Consider the following 17,912-nt stretch of genomic DNA (forward strand, 5'->3'; position numbering starts at 1 on the left):
ACCCGTCCGAGTTCCTCGGACGCGTAACTCAGTCCCACCTCCAACGCGGAGGGGGCCGCGTGGACATACCTACATGGTCTCACCTGCGACAACTAATGAGAAGGAGGTTACAAGTCACCGACACAAAGGTGAGAAAACGACACGTTCGATGAGAATCTACATCTTCTGTAGATTCTCGGTTAACCTGTCGGGCACAACCTGCATATTCTCAGGATGCTGTCTACAAGAATTTCTCGCTAACTTGTCGCGGCTCAGGCGCATCTTGCGGTGGCGCTCCGACTCATCAACGTCGGTTGGACACCAACACCAGCGTGCCCCCGCAGTCGCACCTTGCTTTCAGCTCCTCTAGCTGCTGACGCGTAGAGATAGACGTGCTGATCGTGCGTACTGCAAGACTCTGGCGCCCGCGACATCAAATGAACCGTCGCTTCCAAAGGGCCTTTGTGTTCATGACCAATGACACGCGAGACTCACGGGACGGCCGACTTATGCTGCGGGTATTCGCCCTCGTTGAGCCGAAGGGATCAGCGTAATGGCCACTGACCGCAACGGACGCTCGAGAAGGTCGGCAGCGGCGGCTGTCGTGGTGGGAACCGACGGCTCCGACGCCGCGAACCGCGCGGTTCGCTGGGCCGCCGAAACCGCGTCCCTGCGTGGCCGCGAGTTACTTATCGTGCATGGGCTCGATCTTATGGCCGCCTCGAGTGCGCTGGGCATCTACGATGTGACGGTTCCCGGGGTTCTCGAGAACATCCGTCGTCGCGGGGCCGAGTACGTTGCCGCGGCGGCCGCGCTCGCCGGCACCGTCGACCCCGAGTTGCGGATCCGGACCGAGGTCGCCGAAGAGGATCCGTCGCGGTTGCTGCTCGCCAGATCGACCGACGCGCATCTGGTCGTTCTCGGAGCCTCGGGCGACAGTGGGACGTTCGCCCATCTCGGTTCCACTCTGCTGGCCGTCACCGCCCACGGTCACGGCTGCATTGTGGTCGTGCGCGGTGACGATACGGACCGGCACACCCGTGCGGCGCTGCCGGTGGTGGTCGGGGTCGACGGGAGCCGCACCAGCGATGCTGCTGTCGCTGCCGCGTTCAACGAGGCAGCGCAGCGGTCGACCTGGTTGATCGCGGTGCACGCCTGGAGTGATCAGCGGTTCGACCGGTTCGCGGGATATCCGAACGCGATTTCGAACCCCGATGTCGCTGCCGCTGCTCATACCGTTGTGGCCGAGCAGCTGGCGGGTTGGCAGGAGAAGTACCCGGAGGTCGACGTCGTCCGCAAGGTCTATCTGTTCGGTCCGCGCCACCAGCTGCTCGCATGGTCGAAGGTGGCGCAACTGGTGGTGGTCGGTAGCCGCGGGCGTGGCGGATTCCGGGGTCTGTTACTCGGTTCCACCAGCAATGCGGTGGTCCAGCACGCGAGGTGCCCGGTCATGGTTGCGCACGACGCTCGGTGAACAGCAGGGAGGACACGATGAAGGTCGACGATATTCTCGCTACGGCGAAGGACTCGATGAGTGTCCGGCGAGTGTTCGCCGACCCCGTCGAACGCGACGGGGTCACGGTGATCACCGCCGCGGCGGTCTCCGGCGGCGCGGGCGGGGGCACAGGTACCGATGAGGAGGGCAAGGAAGGTTCCGGCGGTGGCTTCGGCGTCGGCGCCAAGCCCGTCGGCGCTTATGTGCTCGCCGACGGCCGGGTGCGCTGGCAACCGGCCGTGGACGTCAACCGGCTCATAACGGCCGCCGGATTCGTGGCGGTCGTGGTGATCTTCGCCGGACTGCGCCTGGCAGGACTACGCGCACGCCACCGTGCAGATGTGTGAGTCCCGGCAGGGCTGAGGCGGGGAGCGCGGCGGCCGTCGAGCAGGCGCCACCCGCCGAGAACCGGACGCCTCGGCCGCACAGCGGCACGCCCGCCGGCAGTTGGACTGCCGATGCAGCCCTTGCCGGAGCGCAGACGTCGCGCACTCCCCTACTCATGCTCGCCTGCACTTTCCTTGTGTGCGGATGGGGTGCGGACGATGATCAGCGGGGTGTCCACCGAATGCAGCAAGGCGTCGCTGGTGGAGCCGAGCAGCAGACCGCGGAATCCACCGCGGCCACGACTGCCGACGACGACGAGTTGCGCATCGGCCGAGGCGTCGTGCAACGAACGCGCAGGCCGGTCCACGCGGACAATCCGCTGCACCGCGACATCGGGATACTGTTCGTGGTAGCCGGCCAAGGTCTCGGCGAGCGCCCTGTCGGCCGAGTTCCTGACGTCGTCCCAGTCACGGATCGGGAAATCGAGTCCGCTGGTGTCGCTCCAGGAGTGCACGGCGATCAGTCCGACATTTCGCCGGGCCGCTTCGTCGAACGCCAGCGCCACCGCCGGCGCGCTGTTGTCGCTGCCGTCCACTCCCACCAGTACCGGTCGCCCGGCCGCCGCCGAGTCCAGCGGTGCGTCGGCGTGGATCACCGCCACCGGGCACCACGCGTGCCGAGCGACGGCTGTGCTCACCGATCCGAGTAGACCGCGCTGGAACGCGCCCAGGCCGCGACTGCCGACTACCACCATCCGGGCCGCATGCGATCGTTTGATGAGTGCCGTGGTGATCAGCAAGGAGGTCACCTCGGTGCTGATGACCGGCTCTTTACCCGGCGACGCGTTCCGGGCCACGTGCTCGGCCTCGTCGACGACTCGCTGGCCCTGGTCGTACAACCAGCGCAGGTCGTTCTCGGTCATCGTGGCCTCGGGACCGAATCCCGACGGAATGGCCCACGAGTTGACCAAATGCAGCCCACAGCCGTGCATACTCGCCTCGACCGCCGCCCAGGCCACCGCTCGATACGAACTCGGTGAGCCGTCCACTGCGGCAACCACATCCCGTACGGTGCGTTTCTCGTGCGCCGGGTCGGTGTGTCCCGTCATGCTCTGCCTTCCTCGTTGGCGGCCCCGCGCACGCGATCCGCTCGGGCGGGCATCGACGAATCCGGAGTGGGAATCGGCCTCCGATGGCGTGAACAGTTGCGGTGTGCTCCACCGGGTGCTTTTGTATCCGGTCCGTCCTTGAACCGAGCATCCCTGCGATGAGCCGCGCGGAGCAGGGAACAAGGTCCCCGAGTTCGTGGGCGCAAGACCCCGTGCGCGCGACCGGCAGACCGGCGGATGCCGGCGGTGACGGGGGCGGCTGTGCCGACGCGCCGCCGGGATCGGCGGGCGAACCGAACCCGGAGCGGCGAACCACTGAACCGCGGCTGTCAGTTCCCGCTGGTGTGGAGGGAGCCGATCGCCGCCTTCAGTTTCGTCGTTGCTTCCTCGGCGATCGGGGCGAGGGCCGGTTGTCCGGTGACCTGGACCATGATGTTCGGGTTCATGGCTTCGACGAGTATGTCGGTGTCGTTGGCGGGGTCGCGACGGACGATGACATTGCAGGGCAGCAGGAGCCCGATCTGACGGTCTATGTCGACGGCACGGTGGGCCAGGGGCGGGTTGCAGGCGCCGAGGATCAGGTAGTCCTCCATATCGTGGCCGAGTTTGGCCTCGAGAGTGGCGCGCATATCGATTTCGGTTAGGACGCCGAATCCTTGTTCGGACAGGGCTGCGCGGGTGCGCGCCACGGCATCATCGAAGCCGGTGGTCAGTGTGGCCGACAAGGCGAGTGCGGTGGTCTCGGTCATGGATCTCCTCGCTTCCGGTGTTCGTTGGATGTTCACGGGTCCGCGGGGTTCACGCGCGGGGGCCGGCGCAGCCGGAGGGCACGCCGAGGCGTGTCATGATCAGGGTGGCCGGGCACCAGCCGACGACGCCGTAGAGCAGCAGGTTGACGCTGACGAGCGCGGGCAGGATCAGCCACCACGGTGAGACGGTTGCGGCCAGTACGGTGCCGAGCAGGACCATCGTCGCGGCCAGCAGCGGAACGACTCGGTCGATGGTCCATTCGCGGTGACGCACCGATGTCGGCATGGTGGGCCCGTCCTTTCACAAGCGGTTACGTCCCGGCCCTGTAGTCAGGCCAGGGCGAGGAACAGTTTTTCCAGTTCGTCGATGGTCAACGGGTCGGTGTTCTCGTCGTCCTGCCGGTCGAGGCATTCACGCAGACCGGTGGCGACGATCTTGAATCCGGCGCGGTCGAGCGCGCGGGACACCGCGGCGAGCTGGGTGACGACGTCTTTGCAGTCGCGGCCCGCCTCGATCATCGCGATCACGCCCGCGAGCTGGCCATGGGCGCGTCGTAGGCGGTTGAGCACGGGAGCGATGGTGTTTTCGTCGCCGATCATGGTGTCTTCTCCTGTTTCGCAGTTCCCCATCAACAATACCCCCTGGGGTATTTCGGGCGGGTGGTGATCAGTGACTGAAGTTGATGGCCGGTAGGACTCGGCGTAGCCATCGTGGTGACCACCATGCGCCGTGGCCGGTCAGCCGCAGGACGACCGGGAGCAGAACCAGCCGGACGATGAGCGCGTCGAGCAGGACCGCGACGCCGAGGATGATGCCCATCTCCTTCGGCGGCAGGGGCTGGGCCAGCGCGAAGGTGAAGAACACCGCCACCATGACCGCTGCCGCGGCGAAGATGACCCGCCCGGAGTGGGCCAGCCCGTCGATATGGGCGGTTTTCGGATCTTTGGAGCGTTCGTAGTGCTCTTTGGCGGTGGCCAGCAGGAACACCGTGTAGTCCATCGCGATCGCGAAGATCATCGCGAAGAAGAACACCGGCCCCCAGCCGTCGAGGAATCCCTGCGGGGTGAACCCCAGCAACCCGGAGCCGTGGCCGTCCTGGAAGATCAGTTTCGCCACTCCGAACGCCGCGGCCGTCGACAGCAGGCTGACCAGGGTGCCCAGCGCTGCGATGAGCGGGGCCTGCAGGGCGACCAGCAACAGCACGAAGCCCAGCACGAGGATTACCGTGACGATGACCGGCAGGTAGTTGTCGAGGGCCTGCTGTAGATCCAGGTTCTCGGCCGGGGCGCCGCCGACGAGCGCCTGCTCGGGTAGCTGTGCGCGCAGGTCGTCGAGGATGGTGCCCATGCGCTCGTCGGAGGGATCGACCTCGGGCAGCGCCTGCAGCATCACCAGACCCGATCCATCACCGGCGGGCTGGGCGGGGGTGACCATGGCGATTCCCTCGGCCGTTGCGGCTTTGTCCGCGGTCTCGACGGCGCTTTCGGCCGGGGTCACGATCTGCAATGCTCCCGGCGCACCCGGGCCCAACTGCCGCTGCACCAGCTCATAGCCCTGACGCACCGGGGCGTCGGCGGGCACGACCTGGATCGAGGGCATGGCGACCTTGAGTCCCAGCACCGGTAGCGCCAGTCCGATCAGCACGGCCAGTGCCGCGATGGCAAACGGCCACGGGTGGTTGTGCAGAATCTCGCCCCACCGAGCAAAACGCGGCGACCGATGATGTTGCCGCTTCGCATACGGCAGGGCGCCGGCATTGACCTTGGGCCCGAGCGCGCCCAGCGCCGCGGGCAGCAGTGTCACCGTCGCGGCGAGCACGAAGACCACGGCCAGCATGATGCCCACGGCCATGGTGCGCACCGCCGGTGCGGGCACCAGCAGCACCGCCGACAAACTCACCAGCACAGTGGCGCCCGACAGCACTACGGCTTTGCCGGCAGTGTCCATCGTTTCGGCCACAGCACGCCTGGTATCGGCCGTCTTGCTCAGGGCGTCGCGGAACCGGGCGACGATGAACAGGGCATAGTCGATGCCCAGGGCCAGGGCGAACATCATCGCGAAGTTCATCGCCCACACCGAGATCGGAGTGATCTCGTTCAACAGCACCAGCCCGCCCGCTGATGCCACCAGTCCCGCGACGGTCAGCAACAGCGGCAGGCCCGCAGCCACCAGCGACCCGAACGCCAGCACCATGATCGCGAGCGTCACCGGCCAGGAGAACAATTCGGCTTTGATCATCGCGTCGTGGTTGGCCTTGTTGAAATCGCTCCACAGCGCCGACGCGCCGGTCGGATAGACCTCCACCCCCTCGCCCGACAGGGCGGTCAACGCCGCTTTGTGGTCGTCGACCGCGCGGACCATGTCATCGGTGGACGCATTCGCGCCCGCGATCACGATGCCGGTGTGCCCGTCCGGACTGATCGTCATCCCCGGTTGCGGCGGCACCACACCGGCGAAGCGGTCGTCCCCGGCGAACTCGGTGGTCACCTCGGCCACTACCCGCTGCACCACGGGGCTGTCCACAGTAGCGGTATCGGAATGCATGACCACCTGTACGGCCGCGGAGGAATTCCCGCCGAAATGCTGCTGGGCCAGTTCGCGCACCTGCACCGACTCCGACCCCTCGGCCTGCCATCCGGCTCCGGCCAGCGAGGTGAACACACTCGGCGCGGCCGCGCCGAGAGCGACGAGAACCACCAGCCACACCCCGAACACCCAGCGGGCGCGCCCGGCCATCGTCGCGCCGAGTCGCGCCAGCGGACCGCCGATCGTCGCGTCGGCGCCTGCCCGTCCGGTCATCGTCTCCGTCACCGCTGTACCTCCACCTCTTCGGAAAGCCCCCACACCTCTCTTCATACCCCTGGGGGTATCGTCGAGTTCCGATAATACCCCTGGGGGTATATTGAGCAAGTGGGGTAGGCAGCCGCCCTGTAGACCCCGCTCAACCGCCGGAACCTCGCGAAGGAGGACCGTGATGGCCGAGATCGATTTGTACGTGGACCCGGTATGCCCGTTCGCCTGGGTGACAGCCCGCTGGCTGCTCGACACCGCACACGGTGGCCGTGAAACAGATGAGTCTGGCGGTACTCAACGATGGCCAGACCGTCGACGCCGGCCATGAACCGATGATCAGCCGTTCACGCCGGTTCGGGCGCATGTTCGCCGCCGCCGAACAGCGCCACGGCCCCGCAGGCTTCGTTCCGCTCTACCTGGCGTTGGGGCCGCGGCTGCATCCGCGAGGACCGGATACCGACGACGATGCCGCCGCCACGGCGGCCCTCGCTGAAGCCGACCTGGATTCGGCCCTTCTCGCCGCCCTCGACGACGCCTCGTTCGACTCGCTGGTCGTCGATGCTCATCGGGACTCCCAGCAGGCTCTCGGCGCTCGCGGCGGAAGTCCCATCATTTCGATCGACGGACAAGGATTCGGTGGGCCGGTGCTCACCGCGCCACCGTCCCCTCACCGCGCCACCGCACTGCTGCGCGCGGTGATCGATGCCGCGCGCACACCCGAATTCGCCGCCCTGCAACGCCCCTACCAAGGCCCGCCGGCATTCACCACCGGCGAGCACAATATCCGCTGAGGGTGCCGTTCCGGAGCGCCCTGTCGTCCAGGCGGCCGAGTGGCCACACCCGGCTTCCACCCGGAACGGCCGCCTGTCGCGTCCCATCGGAGATGGGCCGGTCCCGCTGCGCGATGTGGTCTGGGCTGCTCAGCGGTCATGCGGGCCGGGGTGCAGGCGACCGAAGTCCCGGCCACGGGTGACGAATGACCGCCGCAGCGGTTGTACCTACCGGCCTAGTCTCGAAGAATCGCAGCACTGGATCACGAAGGGACAGCCGGAATGGACAGTTCCGCACAGTCGTCCGAGTCGTCCCTGTCGATCGTTGTCGGTGTCGACAGCTCCGAGCCGTCCGAACTCGCCGTGCGCTGGGCAAGCCGAACCGCCTCCCGGCGCGGCGGGCGGTTACGTATCGTGCACGGATACAACCTGGCTGCCGCACGCACTCTCACCGGCGTCTACGACCAGATGGAGCGGCCTGTGCTCGAGGCGGCGTATCGCCGCGGAAACGACTGTGTGGAGCGCGCCCGTTCGCAGGCGCTGCAGATCGACCCTTCTCTCACGGTGGAGACAGCACTGTCCGATGCGGAACCTGCGCGTTTGCTGGTGGAAGAGTCCGCCTCCGCGGAACTGACCGTGATCGGCGCTTCCGGGGAAGGATCCACGCCGGCCCATCTCGGATCGACTCTGCTCGCGGTCACCAGCCATGGTCACGGGAAAGTTGTCGTGGTACGCGGGCACGGGACCGAATCGAGTACCGGCCGTGAGCGGCCCGTCGTCGTGGGCCTCGACGGAACTGCGGCCAGTAACGCCGCCGCGGCCGCCGCATTCGCCGAAGCAGACCTGTTGCGGGTGCCTGTGATTGCCCTACACACCTGGCACGATCTGCGTTTCCATTGGTTCGCCGGCATGCCCGAGACCGTCGACGATCCCGATATCGCCGCTGCGGCGGAGGCACAACTGGCCGAGTGGCTCGCCGAGTGGATGGCGAAATACCCTGGCGTCCAGGTGATCCGCAAGATCTACCTGGCAGGCCCGGACCTGCACCTGATCGAATGGTCCAAGTCGGCGCAGCTCGTCGTGGTCGGCAGCCGTGGCCGCGGCGGGTTCCACGGTCTGCTGATGGGCTCCACCAGCAACATCATCGTGCAACGAGCCCACTGCCCAGTCCTCGTTGCCCACCGAACCTGACCGGCGGCCACCGAAACCGGATACCGCTGAGAAACCAGCTCATGGGAAGCAGACCACTTATCCGGCCGTGTCCGGCGGACTGGCGCCGAAGGTCACATCGAGGCGCCGCAGTGTCCGGCCGGACAGTCCAGCGCACCGTCGGCTGCAGCATGCTCACCTCACTCGGTCGCGTGCTGATCCACCAGCCCCTCGGCCAGCAGGATGCGGTGCGCCGACTGCGCTGCCGTGGCGACCCGTTGTTCGTCAGCGGGCAGTGACGGCAACTGTTCGAGCCCACGGGCCAGCACAGCGACCGCTTCGCCCAGCACCCGGACCTGCTGGGCGAGGTCACGCTCGCGCTGCGCAGCGCGCAGGGCACGGACCGGCGACACCGTCCTGGCCGCGGTCGTTTCGCCGAGGAAATCGCCCCACAAGGCGATATCCAGCGGCGCGGGCAGAACAGCGAAGATACTGTCCAGTTGGCCGGGGGCGAACAGCTGATCCAACGACCGTGTGACCTTCCCGGCGACAATGACAACATCGTCGCGGTCGATCCGTGCTTCCTCGGCGAACTGGTCGATGAACGAGGCGACACCGTGGCGGACCGGGACTTTGGCCGGTATCCAGCCCTCGTACCACACTCCGCGAAGGAACTCGGGGAGTTGTGCGGTCACATGGGCAGAGTTGGACACCCCGACCCGGTCGCGGACCGCATGCATCCATGCGCGTAGGGCGCGGAGGGCGAAATGGCGGTCCTCGGCGCCCAGGCCGTCGGCGATGGTGTTCAGCCAGGCGTGCGCGGTATGAACCTCCGCGGCCAGAGGATCGGTGTGATGCGCCATACCATTGCCTTCCTCGAGGGGTCCGAGATACCGGCTGGGGGTGCTCCTCCAGCATCGATTCCGGTGCCCGCCTCGGCGAGGGCCGGAAGTCGCCGAGGCACAGGGAAATGGTCCCGACCACCGCACCGGGCACATGGTCGAATCCGCCCGGACGTGACCGCTGGACAGGTATCACCGAAGCACCCGGTACCACCTGTTGTGGGCGGCCACCCCGATGAGAGCCGACGGCCGTTCGGCCGTCGGCGGACCGAGTCCGTGTCTTTCCCGGCGCGAGGGTGACCTTGTGCCCTACCAGCAGAGCGCCGAGTTCGGTGATGCTGAATCGGCAGCGCCCCGGACGTTGGGAGATCCCACGATGAGACCGGTTCAATCCATCATGCACCGCGACGTCACCTGCCTCGGGCAGCGCGACACGACGACAACAGCGCCCTGGCAGATGCGGCAGCACAGCATCGGATCGCTACCGGTGTGTGACGGGCAAAGCCACCCGATCGGCATCGGGACAGACTGCGACTTCGTGGTGAAATGCTTTGCTGTAGGTCATGATCCGGCTAGCTGTACCGCCGGGAACCTACTCGAAGGGACAACGCTGCGCAGCGTCGATATCGCCCGGGCGCTGCCGGAGCACGACAGCCGATGAGCCGCCTGCACCCTCTCGATTCGGCATTCCTGTACATCGAAGATGCCGACGCGACCGCCGATGTCGGCATCGGCATCGCCGCGGTGCTGGCCGGGCGAGCACCGTCACAGCCAGAACTCATCGAACGTCTCCAACAGCGCGTCGACCGCGATCCACGCCTGCGGCAGCGAGTCCAGCGCGCACCCCTGGACCTGCAGGCACCCCGATGGGTCGACGACCCCGGCTTCGACCTGGCGCGACACGTGCGGTGGCGCGCGCTACCGCAACCACGCGGCAAGCAGCAGTTGTGTGAGCTGATCGCCGCGGAGTCGACCGAGAAATTCGACAGAGACCACCCGCTGTGGCGCTGCCTGATCATCGAGGAATACGGCATCGATCAATGGGCGCTGCTCTTCGCGGCCCATCACACGATGGTCGACGGTATGGCCGGTATGCGGTTGTTCGAACAACTCTGCGACGACACCGGCACACACACCGACCACTCACCACTCGGGCAGCCGCCCGCGATTCCCACCATGACACGCCTCGTCTCCGCCGGTACACGCGTGGCGGCCGTCGCGGCCCGTGGCGCTGGGAGCCTGGTCCGCAACGCCGTACCCCTGACCCGGGCACTGCTACCGGCCGGGAACGGCTCGTTGGGCGCGGGCGGGCTCGGGCCCAGGCGCCGCTACGGTGTCGCCGAGGCGAACCTGGCCGATATCCGCGCCGTCTGTGCCGCGTTCGGGGTCACCGTCAACGATGTCGCGGTCGCCGCGGTCACCGGCGCGGTGCGGTCGGTACTGATCGCACAGGGCAGGGACCCGGCCACCGAACACTTGCGTATCCTTGTTCCGGTCTCCACCCGGCCCGGGGCGGGAGACGGACTCGGCAACGTCGTCGCCGCCCTCACCCCGCAATTGCCGCTGGACGCCGCAACCGTTCGCCAGCGCCTCACCCGTGTGCATCAGCGGGTGGCCCGGCAGCGGGCGACCGGCGAGGTGGAAGCCGAAGGCTTGGCGCTCGGCGCGGCGGCACTGCTACCGACAGCCTCCGTGGCCGCCGTGCTGCGGTTCGCGGCGCGCTACCGGCAGCAGGCCGTCGGCGCACTGGTCACCAATGTCATCGGGCCACCGGACACACTGTCATTCCTCGGCCGTACCGTGCTGGACGCGTTCGCGCTGCCCCCACTGGCCATGCGCATCGGCCTGGCCGTCGCGGTCACCAGCTACCACGGCCTCCTGCGGTTCGGCGTGCTCAGCGACTACGACAGTATGCTGCCCGCCGAACGGATCGCCGCCGCCATCGAGGCCGAGCTGGCAGAGATGTCGCGCTGTACCGAACAGTCCGGCCCGCTGCTCGGGCCGCCCTGACCTGTGCGCACACCCGGTCGGTGGACGGACTTGCCACCGGCGGCCGGGCCCGCAGCAGGACCCCGTCTCCGATATGGGTGCGCGGGACCGCAGGTCACCGGTTGGAGACTTCTTGCCCTATCACCTGCCACCGCAGGTGGTGGAGAGTGAAGGGGTGAACAACGGTGCAGACACCGCGACCGTGATCGACACGCGTCGCTACGACGCGGTCGTGTTCGATCTCGACGGTGTCGTTACCGATACCGCGTCGGTGCATGCGGCGGCGTGGACCGAACTGTTCGACGCCTATCTCGACCGGCGCGGCGCGACCACGGGCCAGGACCGGTCGCCGTTCACCCCCGACGACTATCTCCGCCACGTCGACGGCAAACCACGCTACTGCGGCGTCGCCGACTTCCTGGCTGCCCGCGGCATCAGCCTCCCGTGGGGCGAGCCCACCGACCCCGAGACCGCGGAGACAGTGTGCGGGCTGGGCAACCGCAAGGATCGCCTGTTCCGCGACCGAGTCATCCGCGACGGAGTGCGAGTGTTCGAGTCCACGACCGCGCTGATCCGGCGGGTGCGTGCGCTGGGTATGCCGACCGGTGTCTTCTCCGCCAGCCGCAACCTCGGCTACATCCTCACCGCCGCCGGGCTCACCGGAGTATTCGACGCCCGGGTCGATGGAATCGACGCCGAACGCCTCGGTCTCGCAGGCAAACCGGACCCGGCGACCCTGCTCGAGACCACCCGCCGTCTGGGCAGCACACCGCAACGCACCGTGGTCGTCGAAGACGCGGAAGCGGGTGTCGCAGCCGGCCGCGACGGCGGTTTCGGGCTCGTCGTCGGCGTCGACCGCGGCGGCCATGCCGACAGGCTGCGGGCGTGCGGCGCCGACATCGTTGTCGACGATCTGTCCCGGATCGAGGTACGCGGCGGATTCCGGCGCGTATCCGATGTACCCGATGCGCTCGCGTTCTGGTCGCGCATCACCGATCTGCTCAGCGGCGAAACCCCTGCGGTCCTGCTCGATTTCGACGGCACACTGTCCGATATCGTGCCCGATCCGGCCGCGGCGCACCTCGTCCCCGGGATGAAAGAAGTCCTCGAAGAACTGGCGGCGCACTGCCCGGTCGCCGTCATCAGCGGGCGCGAGCTCGACGATCTCCGCGGGCGCGTCGGCGGTACCGGGCTCTGGTACGCCGGCAGCCACGGATTCGAACTACTCGCCCCCGACGGCACCCGCCACACCGCCGCGATCCCCGCGGGCACCGAGCAGGCGCTCACGGAAGCGGCGGACAAACTGCACCGCGACCTGTGCGATGTGCCGGGTGTGCTGGTCGAGCACAAGCGGTTCGCGGTCGCCACCCACTACCGCAACGTCGCACCCGGCGATATCGGCCCGGTCGTGGCCGCGGTACACGCCGCCGGACGCGCGCACGGACTGCGAGTAACCGGCGGCCGCAAAGTGGTCGAATTGCGGCCGGATACCGACTGGGACAAAGGCGCCGCGCTGCGCTGGATCGTCGAACGCCTACCCGGCACCGTGTTCCCCGTCTATATCGGCGACGATCTGACCGACGAGGACGCCTTCGATGTGGTGGAAGCCGACGGGCTGGGCGTGGTGGTGCGCAGCAATGAAAGCGTCACGCGCGCGACAGCAGCCGGTTTCTCCCTGGCCGAACCCACCCGCGTCCGCGACTTTTTGCACCGGCTCGCCCGGCTGCTGACCGCCGGTGCCGAGGCTCCGGTGCCCCCGTCCTGGGCGATCACCTTCGACGGCTACGACCCGGCGAAAGAGAAACTGCGCGAAGCGTTGTGCACCGTCGGCAACGGCTATTTCGCCACCCGCGGTGCGGCACCGCAATCGGCGGCCGGTGAGCTCCACTATCCGGGCACCTATCTCGCCGGGCTGTACAACCGGCTCCACGACCGCGTCGCCGGCCGGGACATCGACAACGAAAGCCTGGTCAACGTCCCGAATTGGCTACCGGTGACCTGGCGCATCGGCGACGGCGACTGGTTCGACATCGACCGCGCCGACCTGCTGTCCTACCGGCAGCAGCTGGATCTGCGCCGGGCAGAACTCGTGCGCCGCTTCCGGTTCCGCGACGCGCAGGGCCGCGTCACCGAGGTCACCGAGCGCCGCTTCGCCGCCATGCACCGCCCGCACCTGGGCGCGCTGCAGGCCACGATCGTCGCCGAGAACTGGTCGGGGCCGATGGAGATCCGCGCAACCATCGACACCGCGGTCGCCAACACACTCGTGGCCCGCTACCGCGGATTGTCGAGTAAGCACCTGACCACAGCCCACGGCCGGCAATTGTCCACCGATTCGGTCCTGGTCCGGACCCGGACGAACGGGGCCGGGCTGCCACTGGCGATGACTGTGCGCACCGTGGTGCGCAAACATGGTGATGCCCTCGAAGCCGAGCGACGCTACCTGCACCACGGCGGTGCGTTCGGACATCAGTTCCGGCTCGATATGGTGGCGGGAGAACCGATCTCGGTAGAAAAAACGATGGCGGTAGCAACCGGCCGCGACCCCGCAACCGGTGATCCCGGTGCAGCCGCGGCCGGCCTGCTCGACGAGTTCACCGGCTACACCGAACTCCGCGACGGGCATATCCTGGCATGGGACCGGATCTGGGCACGGCTGCGCATCGACCTCGACGGCGCGACCCGCCCGGTGCGGATCGTGCGCCTGCACCTGCTGCACCTGATCCAGACACTGGCCCCCAATACCGTCGACCTCGATGTCGGTGTCCCGGCACGCGGCCTGCACGGCGAAGCGTATCGAGGGCACGTGTTCTGGGACGAGTTGTTCGTTTTCCCGGTACTCAACCCCCGCTTCCCCGCGCTGACCCGGTCCCTGCTGCGGTATCGCTACCGGCGCCTCCCGCAAGCCCGCCGCGCCGCCACGCACGACGGGTATGCGGGGGCGATGTTCCCGTGGCAGTCCGGCAGCGACGGCCGCGAGGAAAGCCAGCGCATGCACCTCAACCCGCTGTCGGGACGCTGGAACCCCGACCCCAGCCATCGCGCCCACCATATCGGCAGCGCGGTCGCCTACACGGTCTGGCAGTACTACCAAGTCACCGGCGATATCGATTTCCTCACCGAATGCGGCGCCGAAATGCTCGCCGAAATAGCCCGCTTCTGGTCCGCCCGTGCCGAACTCGACCCCGGCCGCGGCCGCTACAGCATCCGGGGCGTCATCGGCCCCGACGAATTCCACTCCGGATATCCACACGCCCCGCAGGAAGGCATCGACAACAACGCCTACACCAACATCATGGCCGCCTGGACGATTCTGCGTGCCCTCGACGCCCTCGACGTCCTGCCCCCGCCTGCCCGGGCCGAACTGCTGGACGTCTTATCGTTGACACCCGGCGAACTGCAGCACTGGCGCGATGTCGCGCGCCGGATGTATGTGCCGTTCCACGACGGTGTCATCAGCCAGTTCGACGGCTACGACCAGCTACGCGAACTGGACTGGGACCATTATCGGCGCCGGTACGGCAATATCGGGCGACTCGATCGGATCCTGGAAGCCGAGGGCGACGATATCAACGCCTACCGCGCCGGAAAACAGGCCGATGTATTGATGCTGTTCTATGTGTTCTCCGCCGACGAACTGCGCACGCTGCTCGGGCATCTCGGTTACGAGCTGCCCGCGGAGATGATCCCCCGGACGATCGATTACTACCTGGCCCGCACGTCACACGGTTCGACGCTGAGTGCCGTAGTGCATTCCTGGGTGTTGGCGCGTGCCCATCGCGACCGTGCCGTGGAGTACTTCGAATCGGTACTGGAATCCGATATCGCCGATATCCAGGGCGGCACCACCGCCGAAGGGATCCACCTCGCCGCCATGGCCGGCAGCGCCGATCTGCTGCAACGCTGCTTCACCGGCCTCGAAGTACGCGAGGATCAACTCGTCTTCTGCCCTTCGTGGCCGCGTTCGCTGGGGACCCTGTCGTTTCCCATGGTGTATCGCGGCCACCGGCTGAGCGTGCACGTCAGCGGCCACGGTGTGGAAATCGGTTCCCATCCCGGTCCCGCCGCACCGATCACGGTGTCCTGCCGGGACCAGACCGTCGAACTCGCCGCCGGAGACACGGTCCGCTTCCCGGGAACAACGGGGATACTTCGCTGACAGAAAGCCTGTCCGGGCGGCATCCACAGAATCAGGTCGCCTTCAACAGATCCTGGGCAGCTGCTCGCTCGCGGGAAGGTCGACTATCCGAGTCCCACCGAGACCGGTCCGGGCCGCTACGACTCCCGGGTGCTCGGCCACGCATTCACCGACGGCGACCGCCTGCCTACCGAGCGGATGCGACCGCAGCGCCGCGAGGGCACGATCGGCGTCCCCGGGCGCCACGAAGGCCACGAGCTTTCCCTCGTTGGCCACATAAAGCGGGTCCAGTCCGAGCAGACCACAGGCATCCGATACCGCTGCGGGAACGGGCAACGTGTTCTCCTCCAGCCGCACACCCACATTCGCGGCGCGGGCCACCTCGTTCACTGTCGCGGCCACCCCACCGCGCGTCGGATCGCGCATCATGTGGACGTCACAGGTGGCGAGCAGGGCTGCGGTCACTTCGTGGAGCGGTGCGGTGTCGCTGTGCACCGTCGTGCCGAATTCCAGACCCTCGCGGCAGCTGAGTACCGCGATCCCGTGGACGCCGATTTCACCGCTGATCAGTACGACATCACCGGGACGGACGCGTTGCGGCCGGATGTCCACGCCGGGAGCGAGCGAGCCGAGGCCGGTGGTGTTGACGAAGATCCCGTCGCCGTGCCCTGCGTCGACCACTTTGGTATCCCCGGTGACCAGGTGCACCCCGGCAGCGCGGGCGGCGGCGCCCATGGCCTCCGCTACGTGGGCGATCTCCGCGAGCGGGGTGCCTTCTTCCAGGATGAACGCCGTGGACAGCACCCGGGGATGCGCGCCCGCCACGGCCAGGTCGTTGACGGTTCCGTTCACCGCGAGATCACCGATGGTGCCGCCCGGGAACACAGTCGGCTTCACGACGAACGAATCCGTGGTGAATGCCAGCCTGCTGCCCCCGATATCGACCACCGCGGAATCGCCCAGCCCGTTCGCCGCGGCGGCGCCGAATGCGGGCAGGAACAGATGCTCGATCAACTCACCGGACATGGCACCGCCACTACCGTGACCCATCACGATATTCGGCGCGTCCCGCAACGGAACCGGGCAGACCCAGCCGTCACCATCGATAGTGACGGCGGCCGGCTGACCGGTGCGGTCAGGCATCGCCCGACCCCACTCGTTCCAGCCGCCGGTACCGGTAGTAGGCCGCGCAGGCGCCCTCCGTGGACACCATCGTCGCGCCGAGCGGATGACGCGGTGTGCACCGGGTGCCGAACGCGGCGCATTCCGTCGGTACGATCAGGCCCTGTAACACCTCGCCCGATCGGCAGACCGGAGATTCCCGGGTTTCGGCTGCGCCGACGGCGAACCGGTGTTCCGCGTCGAAATCGCGATAACGTTCCGACAGCCGCCACCCGCTGTCCGGAATGACCCCGATGCCACGCCATGCCCGGTCGGTCACCTCGAAAACATCCGACAGCATCTGTTTCGCCGCCGGGTTACCCACCGCCGATACCGCTCGCGGATAGGCGTTCTCCATTTCGTGGCGCCCCGCTTCCAGCTGCACGATCGTGCGCCGGATGCCCTCGAGCAGGTCGAGGGGTTCGAATCCGGTGACGACCATGGGGACCCGGTACCGCTGTGCCAGCGGTGGGTACTCCCCGGTGCCCATCACTGTGCAGACATGTCCGGCCAGCAGGAAGCCTTGTACGCGGCAGCGCGGGGATTCCATGATCGCGGCGATCGCCGGTGGTACGAGCACATGGGAGATCAGCACCGAGAAATTACCGACACCGAGCCGCTTCGCCTGGTACACGGTCATCGCGTTGGCCGGGGCGGTGGTCTCGAATCCGATTCCGAAAAAGACGACCTGCCGGCCGGGGTTGGCCCGGGCGAGTTCGAGGGCGTCCAGCGGTGAGTACACCACGCGCACATCGCCGCCTTCGCTCTTGACCCGGAACAGATCCCCGTTGCTTCCCGGGACCCGTAGCATGTCGCCGAACGAGCAGAAGATCACGTCGGGCCGGGCGGCGATCTCGAGCGCCTTGTCGACGATTCCCATCGGTGTGACGCATACCGGGCAGCCGGGCCCGTGGATCATCTCGATCTGGTCGGGAAGCAGCTGGTCGATGCCGTGCCGGATGATCGAATGGGTCTGTCCGCCGCAGACTTCCATGAGCGCCCATCGCCGGGTCGCGGTGGCGCGGATGCGGTCGAGGAGCCGCCGGGCGAGTGCGGGGTCACTGAATTCGTCCAAATATTTCACGATGCGGTCTCCGGTTCCTCCTGGCGCGCCTCCGGATCCGGGTTCGGCAGGCCGGCTTGCCGGGCGGCCCCGGCGAAGCCGGCCCCGAATTCCTCGTCCAGCATTCCGAGATGCTCGAATTCGGTCAGTGTCCGGCGCGCCGATTCCTCGTCCAGCAGTTGGATGGCGAACCCGACGTGCACGATCACATAGTCGCCGGGTGCCGCCTCGGGCGTGTACATCAGGCATACGTCCTTGCGGACGCCGCCGAAATCGACCTCTGCCATGGGCGTCCCGGCACGCTCGTGCCGGCCGATGACCCTTCCCGGAACTGCCAGGCACATATGT

Annotated in this window: 16 protein-coding genes; 7 read left to right on the top strand and 9 right to left on the bottom strand. The window is 67.5% G+C overall.

All coding sequences use genetic code 11. The features are described 5' to 3' along the window. Window positions 1-532: 532 nt before the first annotated feature. Window positions 533-1,453, top strand: a complete 921-nt coding sequence (locus NFL01S_RS25315; RefSeq protein WP_062978821.1) for a universal stress protein — start codon at window positions 533-535, stop codon at window positions 1,451-1,453. Between the two features lie 17 nt (window positions 1,454-1,470). Further along, complete coding sequence (locus NFL01S_RS25320; RefSeq protein ID WP_062978822.1) at window positions 1,471-1,821, top strand: spore germination protein GerW family protein; 351 nt, start codon at window positions 1,471-1,473, stop codon at window positions 1,819-1,821. Window positions 1,822-1,970: 149 nt separating this feature from the next. Here NFL01S_RS25320 and NFL01S_RS25325 read toward each other — a convergent pair whose 3' ends face one another. The 5 genes from NFL01S_RS25325 to NFL01S_RS25345 form a co-directional block, all read right to left on the bottom strand. After that, window positions 1,971-2,909 carry a universal stress protein gene (locus NFL01S_RS25325; protein WP_062978823.1) on the bottom strand — a complete coding sequence of 313 codons (939 nt, stop codon included), beginning with the start codon at window positions 2,907-2,909 and terminating at the stop codon, window positions 1,971-1,973. Between the two features lie 329 nt (window positions 2,910-3,238). After that, the gene (locus tag NFL01S_RS25330) at window positions 3,239-3,658 is read right to left on the bottom strand and encodes a DUF302 domain-containing protein (RefSeq protein ID WP_062978824.1); all 420 of its coding nucleotides are present in this window, start codon (window positions 3,656-3,658) and stop codon (window positions 3,239-3,241) included. A 49-nt stretch (window positions 3,659-3,707) separates the two neighbouring features. Continuing rightward, a complete protein-coding gene (locus NFL01S_RS25335) occupies window positions 3,708-3,944 on the bottom strand; it encodes a YgaP family membrane protein (RefSeq protein WP_062978825.1) in 237 nt (78 codons plus the stop codon). A 44-nt stretch (window positions 3,945-3,988) separates the two neighbouring features. After that, window positions 3,989-4,258 carry a metal-sensitive transcriptional regulator gene (locus NFL01S_RS25340; RefSeq protein ID WP_062978973.1) on the bottom strand — a complete coding sequence of 90 codons (270 nt, stop codon included), beginning with the start codon at window positions 4,256-4,258 and terminating at the stop codon, window positions 3,989-3,991. 67 nt (window positions 4,259-4,325) lie between these two features. Next, window positions 4,326-6,458, bottom strand: a complete 2,133-nt coding sequence (locus tag NFL01S_RS25345) for an MMPL family transporter (RefSeq protein ID WP_062978826.1) — start codon at window positions 6,456-6,458, stop codon at window positions 4,326-4,328. A 272-nt stretch (window positions 6,459-6,730) separates the two neighbouring features. On the opposite strand from NFL01S_RS25345, the gene NFL01S_RS25350 reads away from it, so the two are divergent. Both NFL01S_RS25350 and NFL01S_RS25355 read left to right on the top strand, forming a co-directional pair. Next, on the top strand, window positions 6,731-7,243 hold the full coding sequence (locus NFL01S_RS25350; RefSeq protein WP_371851860.1) for a mycothiol-dependent nitroreductase Rv2466c family protein: 513 nt from the start codon (window positions 6,731-6,733) through the stop codon (window positions 7,241-7,243). A 261-nt stretch (window positions 7,244-7,504) separates the two neighbouring features. Beyond that, entirely contained in the window at window positions 7,505-8,413 is a 909-nt protein-coding gene (locus NFL01S_RS25355; RefSeq protein ID WP_062978827.1) for a universal stress protein, read from the top strand. A 158-nt stretch (window positions 8,414-8,571) separates the two neighbouring features. Here the strand turns inward: NFL01S_RS25355 and NFL01S_RS25360 are convergent, their stop codons facing one another. Next, window positions 8,572-9,234, bottom strand: a complete 663-nt coding sequence (locus tag NFL01S_RS25360) for a DUF2267 domain-containing protein (protein ID WP_062978828.1) — start codon at window positions 9,232-9,234, stop codon at window positions 8,572-8,574. Between the two features lie 283 nt (window positions 9,235-9,517). Between NFL01S_RS25360 and NFL01S_RS25365 the strand changes: the two genes are divergently transcribed. The 3 genes from NFL01S_RS25365 (at window position 9,518) to otsB (ending at window position 15,361) form a co-directional block, all read left to right on the top strand. After that, window positions 9,518-9,874 carry a CBS domain-containing protein gene (locus NFL01S_RS25365; RefSeq protein ID WP_062978829.1) on the top strand — a complete coding sequence of 119 codons (357 nt, stop codon included), beginning with the start codon at window positions 9,518-9,520 and terminating at the stop codon, window positions 9,872-9,874. Beyond that, the gene (locus NFL01S_RS25370; protein WP_062978830.1) at window positions 9,871-11,223 is read left to right on the top strand and encodes a wax ester/triacylglycerol synthase family O-acyltransferase; all 1,353 of its coding nucleotides are present in this window, start codon (window positions 9,871-9,873) and stop codon (window positions 11,221-11,223) included. The genes NFL01S_RS25365 and NFL01S_RS25370 overlap by 4 nt, the downstream gene beginning before the upstream one ends. A 154-nt stretch (window positions 11,224-11,377) precedes the next feature. Continuing rightward, a complete protein-coding gene (gene otsB, locus NFL01S_RS25375) occupies window positions 11,378-15,361 on the top strand; it encodes a trehalose-phosphatase (RefSeq protein ID WP_245670878.1) in 3,984 nt (1,327 codons plus the stop codon). A gap of 42 nt (window positions 15,362-15,403) precedes the next feature. On the opposite strand, the gene hypE is transcribed toward otsB, so the two are convergent. From hypE to NFL01S_RS25390, 3 genes are read right to left on the bottom strand one after another with little or no spacing between them, the layout of a single operon-like run. After that, window positions 15,404-16,483 carry a hydrogenase expression/formation protein HypE gene (gene hypE / locus NFL01S_RS25380; protein WP_062978831.1) on the bottom strand — a complete coding sequence of 360 codons (1,080 nt, stop codon included), beginning with the start codon at window positions 16,481-16,483 and terminating at the stop codon, window positions 15,404-15,406. Beyond that, a complete protein-coding gene (gene hypD / locus NFL01S_RS25385) occupies window positions 16,476-17,585 on the bottom strand; it encodes a hydrogenase formation protein HypD (protein ID WP_062978832.1) in 1,110 nt (369 codons plus the stop codon). Before hypD ends, hypE begins: the two co-directional genes overlap by 8 nt. Further along, window positions 17,582-17,908, bottom strand: a complete 327-nt coding sequence (locus NFL01S_RS25390) for a HypC/HybG/HupF family hydrogenase formation chaperone (RefSeq protein WP_062978833.1) — start codon at window positions 17,906-17,908, stop codon at window positions 17,582-17,584. Before NFL01S_RS25390 ends, hypD begins: the two co-directional genes overlap by 4 nt. Window positions 17,909-17,912 lie beyond the last annotated feature (4 nt).

The organism is Nocardia flavorosea NBRC 108225 (assembly GCF_001613385.1).
Classification (GTDB): Bacteria; Actinomycetota; Actinomycetes; order Mycobacteriales; family Mycobacteriaceae; genus Nocardia; species Nocardia flavorosea.